The sequence below is a fragment of the Desulfobulbaceae bacterium genome (assembly GCA_013792005.1).
Lineage (GTDB): Bacteria > Desulfobacterota > Desulfobulbia > Desulfobulbales > VMSU01 > VMSU01.
On record VMSU01000204.1, the window covers coordinates 1 to 5,411 of the forward strand.

Consider the following 5,411-nt stretch of genomic DNA (forward strand, 5'->3'; position numbering starts at 1 on the left):
AAATTCCGGGGCCAAGGTATTATCGACCACCACACTCTGTCCGTTGCGAAGCTTGAAGACTCCGGTTGACACCACGGTCTCCCCTTGATGCAACCCGTTGGTGACCGAGACAAAATCTCCCCGCTTACCGCCCAGCCGAATGAATTGCTGGCGAATCGCCTTCGACACAGTCCCAGTCTGCTCATCACGTTTCTCCTCGATCACGAAAACCGAGTCTCCGTAAGGAGCATAGAGCACGGCAGTGGCTGGGATCGTCAACACCTGCTCCTCTTCCGGTAAAACGATAGCCAAGGAGACAAACATTCCCGGACGCAGGAGTTCTGCTGTGTTGGCAACCCGGGCTTGAACATGGAGGGTGCGGGAGTCATCGACCTTGGGATTGATGGTGGTGATGGCGCCGACAAGCTCTCGGTCACCTAAAGCGTCAGCAGACACTCGCACGGTAAGTCCCGTGGCGATCTTGGCCAGATCATGCTGAGGGAGCTGAAAATTGATCAACAGAGGATCAAGGACCTGCAGGGTAACGATAAGATCACCTTCACCCAGCATCTGCCCCAGATTGACCATCCGAACGCCAAGACGTCCGGCAAAGGGGGCACGAATAGCCTTTTTAGCGATAACGGCACGAAGATTATCGACCTGAGCCCCTGTTTGTTTAAGACTAGCCTCAACACTGTCAAAATCTGCCTGGGCGATGAACCCTTGAGCCACCAGGGCAGCGCTCCGCTCTCGGGTGATTCGGGCCAGATCCCTGGTCGTTTCCACCGCCAAAAGTTGCGCCTGCTCCACTGAGGAGTCAAGTTCCACCAGCAAATCACCCTTGGCAACCTCAACTCCTGCAATAAAGGCAATGCGAGTTATCTTGCCAGGAACTTCGCTGGCCACAGTAACCCCCTGTTCTGCCTCCAACGACCCCACCGCCGTAAGAGTTGACTCCCACGATTCGCTCTGAACCGTAGCGCTGGTCACCGTCGTCGGGGGCGGAACAAGATGGGCCCCGTTCTCCATCATGCGGCGAATTTGCAAGACCTTGACCCCGGCGATAGCGCCAATGACAATGGCTAAACCTAACAAGGCAATAACAATACGTTTTATCATGGCTCTACTCGCTTTAAGGGGTATCCGCGATTGATTGCGACCATACCTTGGCAATACTTATCAAAACTATGCTCATCTAAGTTACAAACTTTGTATTTGCTCAGGTTGTCGGTTGACGGTTAAAAGAATCATGGTTAGTCATAAATCATCGCATGATACTCAATGTCAGTGTGTTCTTAGCCATTGGCAAGATCCAATCACCGTCAACCGTCAACTGCCAACCGTAAACCGTAAACCGATGACTGATCGCCGTTAACCTAAAAATAGTTACAATTTTAGACTGAAAACAGCGCCCGTAGTTTTTCAAGCGATCCGGATGCAAACGGCACCCGCCTTCTTTACCGCTTCACAGCGTCCCAGCAGGCGGCAATTGTATCAGTAATTGTGCCCTCGCCCAATTGCACCAAACCGTTGATATGATCCTTGATCAAAAAAACTATCGGACCTATCGCCAACGCCAGTAGAACAGCAACAGGCAAATCCTTGATGACCCGCTGCTCCTGCCCGGCAAGAAAAACCTGCCCCAACGGATCATCATCTGTTTTACAGGCACAGCAGTACAACTTCTCCCGATACAGACTGGTGCCATATGGAGAGTGGTAAAATTGCTCAATAAACTTAAATTCACTAGGATTGGTCACCCCGTAGCGAAATACTCCCAAACACAGGTGCAAAAAACGATCACGGATAGATAATGTCATGTCGTATTCGACAAGCAACGTTTTCTTGAGTTCACTATCAAGGCCGAGAAATATTTCCGCGACCAGATGATCTTTGTCTTTAAAATAACGATAGATTGTCCCAGCGCCAACGCATGCCTCCTTGGCAACCATCGCCATCGGGGCGCCATGAAAGCCATACTCCGAGATTAGCTTGACCGTCGCCCGAATAATGGCATCACGCTTATCTGTCTGAGTGGTATTCATAGGCATGTCAACACGGAATGAATGTTCATTCCTTTTAGGATAAATCAAGTCCCCTTCCCCGTCAAGAAAAACCTGCTCTTCCGTTAGAGCATCTCCCACTGATACTACAAAGTAACTTTTTTCAACTTCCCCCTTGCAATTCAAGCTTTCGTTTTTGTATGCTGAATTACTCATTTTTTTGTTGGCCGCCCACTCGCCTGGCAATTAACTATTCACCCATAACTACACTTTTCATGACATGTGCGATCTGACCGGTTCCAAGATACTCCTGGTTGACGACTACCCCTTAAACAACGCGCTTCTGGCCCGCGCCCTGCCAGAACACAAGATTGCCATCGCAACAAACGGCCAAGATGCCTTGGACATGGTCGCCATGGAGATGCCAGACCTGATCCTCCTGGATATCACCATGCCGGGAATAGACGGATACGAAGTGTGCCGCCGCTTAAAACAGCAACCGTGCACCCGCGACATCCCGATTATCTTCCTTACCGGACTTGATGATTCCGCCAGCATAACCCAGGGATTTCAAGTCGGCGGTATTGATTACATCACCAAACCCATCGACATAGCCGCAGTCCAGGCCCGAGTCAAAAATCACCTGATCCTCAAACGCTCACTAGAGGAACTGAAACAACAAAAAGCCCTGCTGGAGGAGACTGTCATCCAGCAGCACCTCGACATTAATTTGGCCCGGAATATCCTCAAGGTTGTCAACAGCGCCCCCCCCAGACAGATTGACCTGAACCAAAACACCCTGCTGTTTATTGAAACTCTCAATAAGTCCTGCAATATTGAGGGAGGCGATCACCTGCTAGTGAAACACAACCCGCGGGCCAACAAAACTATCCTGAGCCTCAAGGACCAGTCAGGTCACTCCGTCAACTGTGTGCTGCGCAGCATCATCACCGATCTACTCTACAACGACCTGGCTTTTGACAAGACAAATCGCAGTCTCGATGATATCGTCACCCGGCTGAACCAAAACATCTGCAACTCCGGACTGTTTCAAGCCGATGAATTCTGCACCGCAATAATGGCGGAAATTGACCACCAAAACTTGACCCTGACCTATGTCACGGCCGGACACCCTCCGATACTCGTCCTTCGCGACGGCGAAGTAATCAGTCTACCGGGCGAGGATCAAGACCTCCGCAACCTGCCCCTTGGCTTTATGGCTGAGGTAGGATTCACCGCCGGCTCATTTCCCTTGCAGCACGGAGATAAGCTACTGATCTACAGCGACGGACTGCATCAAGTTCATACCGGATCGAAGTATCCACCCCTGTCACCTCAAGAGCTGATCCAAGAGATCAGGTCCCTGCTTGCAGATGACCCCAACATTCCGGTATCACTATTTATTCCATCTCTACTGACGCACCTCTGCGGTTCCGTTGCGGCCATGACCGCCCTCTGTGAACACAATACAACCGACGACGACTTAAGCCTAATCGCCCTTGAAGTCGAAGCCAAGACCTACCGCAAAACCGCCAGCCACTGTTCTAAAGAATTTGCCGATATTGACTCCCTTATTGCCCATCTGTTCAAGAGGATATCCGAAGATCTTGCTGTCAGTGATTTTGCATCAATAACACAAAAAGTCTCCATAGTTCTGTCAGAGGCGGTAATCAACGCCTGGAAACATGGCAACCGCAAAAAAACAGATCAACCGATCACTGTTAAATGGCGTTTCGCCAATGACTTCAGTATTGAAGTCATTGATTCGGGAAAAGGGTTTAACTTTCACGACCTCCCCAACCCGACAACCGGGGCCAATCTAACAGCCACCAACGGAAGAGGGACCTTTATCATCAAAAAATTTGCCGACACCATGGCTTGGCGGGAAGAAGGCCGCCGCCTGGTGCTGAATTGGCGCCATCCCCTTGCCATACCCATTACCCACCAGGAATCCGAGGTATGCCTTGAACATGACCTCTGGGCAGAAGGATAATCGAGAAATTTATTTTTTTGTTCACCACAATGGTGAAATCGTGCGCAAGACAAAAAAAGTTACAAAAAAACTGGCGTCTGCCTGATCTTTGACCGAGAATAAACTTTTAATTAGTAACTGCTCAGGTTGTCGGTTTACGGTTGACAGTTGACGGCGATTGGGTCCTGCCAATGGCTAAGAACACACTGACATTGAGTATCATGTGATGATTTATGACTAACCATAATTCTTTTAACCGTAAACCAATAACTGATTACCGTTAACCTGTGTAGTTACTTTAATTATTAAAAAGAGACTCTGACCAAAAGCGACAGCAGCCACGAGTCTTTCAAGACAACCCTGTCCCGGAACATGCAACCCCCTGAGCACAGGGACCTACCTAAATCACCCAGAGGAGAACATGACGATGAATATTGCCATACAAAATGAAGCAGGAAAGATTGTTATTAATGTTGAGGGCGCCATTGACGAAAAAGGAGCAGAAGAGTTGAAATCCACTTTTGGTCAGTTACAGACCGCCCCCACCCCCTTTGTGGTGCTCAACCTGAGCAGAGTTGACCACATCGGCAGCTCTGGTATCGGCAAAATTCTGCTCTTTTACAAAAATCTGGCGATCAAAAACAGTCGTCTAGAGGTGACTGGCCTTTCACCGATGCTGTTTGAACTCTTCCGCGAACTCAAACTGGACAGCTTGTTCTCCCTGGCCAAACGATAACAATTACAGCAGGGGTCGACACTACCCCCAGTGACTCCATGATACTATTCTCAAACCGCATTCTCTCTTCACCCTAATTCCTTCAATATTTTACCAAGGATTCCGACATGCGCTTTTCCAACCTCACCATCGGCAAAAAGATCGCTTCTGGCTTCGGGGCGATCCTGACCTTAGTCATTATTTTCTCGGTGCTCAGCTTTTTCGGCATCAACACCATAGTCCACAAAGCCAAGGAGGTCATTGCCGGCAACACCCTGGATGCCACCCTCGCCCAAAAGGTCGTTGACCACCTGACTTGGACCAACAAACTAAATACCGCCCTGGTCGATGCCAAAGCAACCCAGGTCGGGGTAGAAACCGACGACCACAAATGCGGCCTCGGCAAATGGCTCTACGGTGAAGGTCGCACCGAAGCGGAAGCTATGGCTCCCCACCTGGCCCCTCTGCTCAAAGATTTAGAGCAACCCCACTCCAACCTTCATCAAACCGCTATCGCCATCAACACCTCCATGGGAAAACAAGGCTCGGACCGAACTGAGGCCGTTAGCATCTACCTCACCAAGACCCTACCCGCACTCTCTGAGGTCCAGGGGCATCTCAAAAAAATCCGCGAGCAAGGCCGTGCCGACATCAGCACCGACCAGGCCATGCTGAAATCATCCAACTCCTTTAAACAAAACACCATTATTGGCAGCATTGTCACGCTCCTTGTTTTCCCTTG

At 49.9% G+C, this 5,411-nt stretch carries 5 protein-coding genes; 3 read left to right on the forward strand and 2 right to left on the reverse strand.

Translation table 11 applies throughout. From position 1 onward, the window contains the following. Together FP815_13110 and FP815_13115 are read right to left on the reverse strand one after the other, a co-directional pair. Positions 1 to 1,098: efflux RND transporter periplasmic adaptor subunit (locus tag FP815_13110; GenBank protein MBA3015863.1), on the reverse strand; the 1,098-nt coding region annotated here is incomplete at its 3' end. Between the two features lie 338 nt (positions 1,099 to 1,436). Next, a complete protein-coding gene (locus FP815_13115) occupies positions 1,437 to 2,198 on the reverse strand; it encodes a TetR/AcrR family transcriptional regulator (protein ID MBA3015864.1) in 762 nt (253 codons plus the stop codon). 64 nt (positions 2,199 to 2,262) lie between these two features. On the opposite strand from FP815_13115, the gene FP815_13120 reads away from it, so the two are divergent. From FP815_13120 to FP815_13130, 3 genes are all read left to right on the forward strand, one after another. After that, a complete protein-coding gene (locus tag FP815_13120; protein ID MBA3015865.1) occupies positions 2,263 to 3,975 on the forward strand; it encodes a response regulator in 1,713 nt (570 codons plus the stop codon). Between the two features lie 406 nt (positions 3,976 to 4,381). Next, positions 4,382 to 4,690, forward strand: a complete 309-nt coding sequence (locus tag FP815_13125; protein ID MBA3015866.1) for an STAS domain-containing protein — start codon at positions 4,382 to 4,384, stop codon at positions 4,688 to 4,690. A 107-nt stretch (positions 4,691 to 4,797) separates the two neighbouring features. Beyond that, a partial coding sequence (locus FP815_13130; GenBank protein ID MBA3015867.1) for a methyl-accepting chemotaxis protein occupies positions 4,798 to 5,411 on the forward strand: 614 nt, incomplete at its 3' end.

Coding starts and splice junctions, on each gene's coding strand:
- FP815_13120 (MBA3015865.1), top strand. CDS start 2,263: ATGTGCGATCTGACCGGTTCCAAGATACTCCTGGTTGACGACTACCCC.
- FP815_13125 (MBA3015866.1), top strand. CDS start 4,382: ATGAATATTGCCATACAAAATGAAGCAGGAAAGATTGTTATTAATGTT.
- FP815_13115 (MBA3015864.1), bottom strand. CDS start 2,198: ATGAGTAATTCAGCATACAAAAACGAAAGCTTGAATTGCAAGGGGGAA.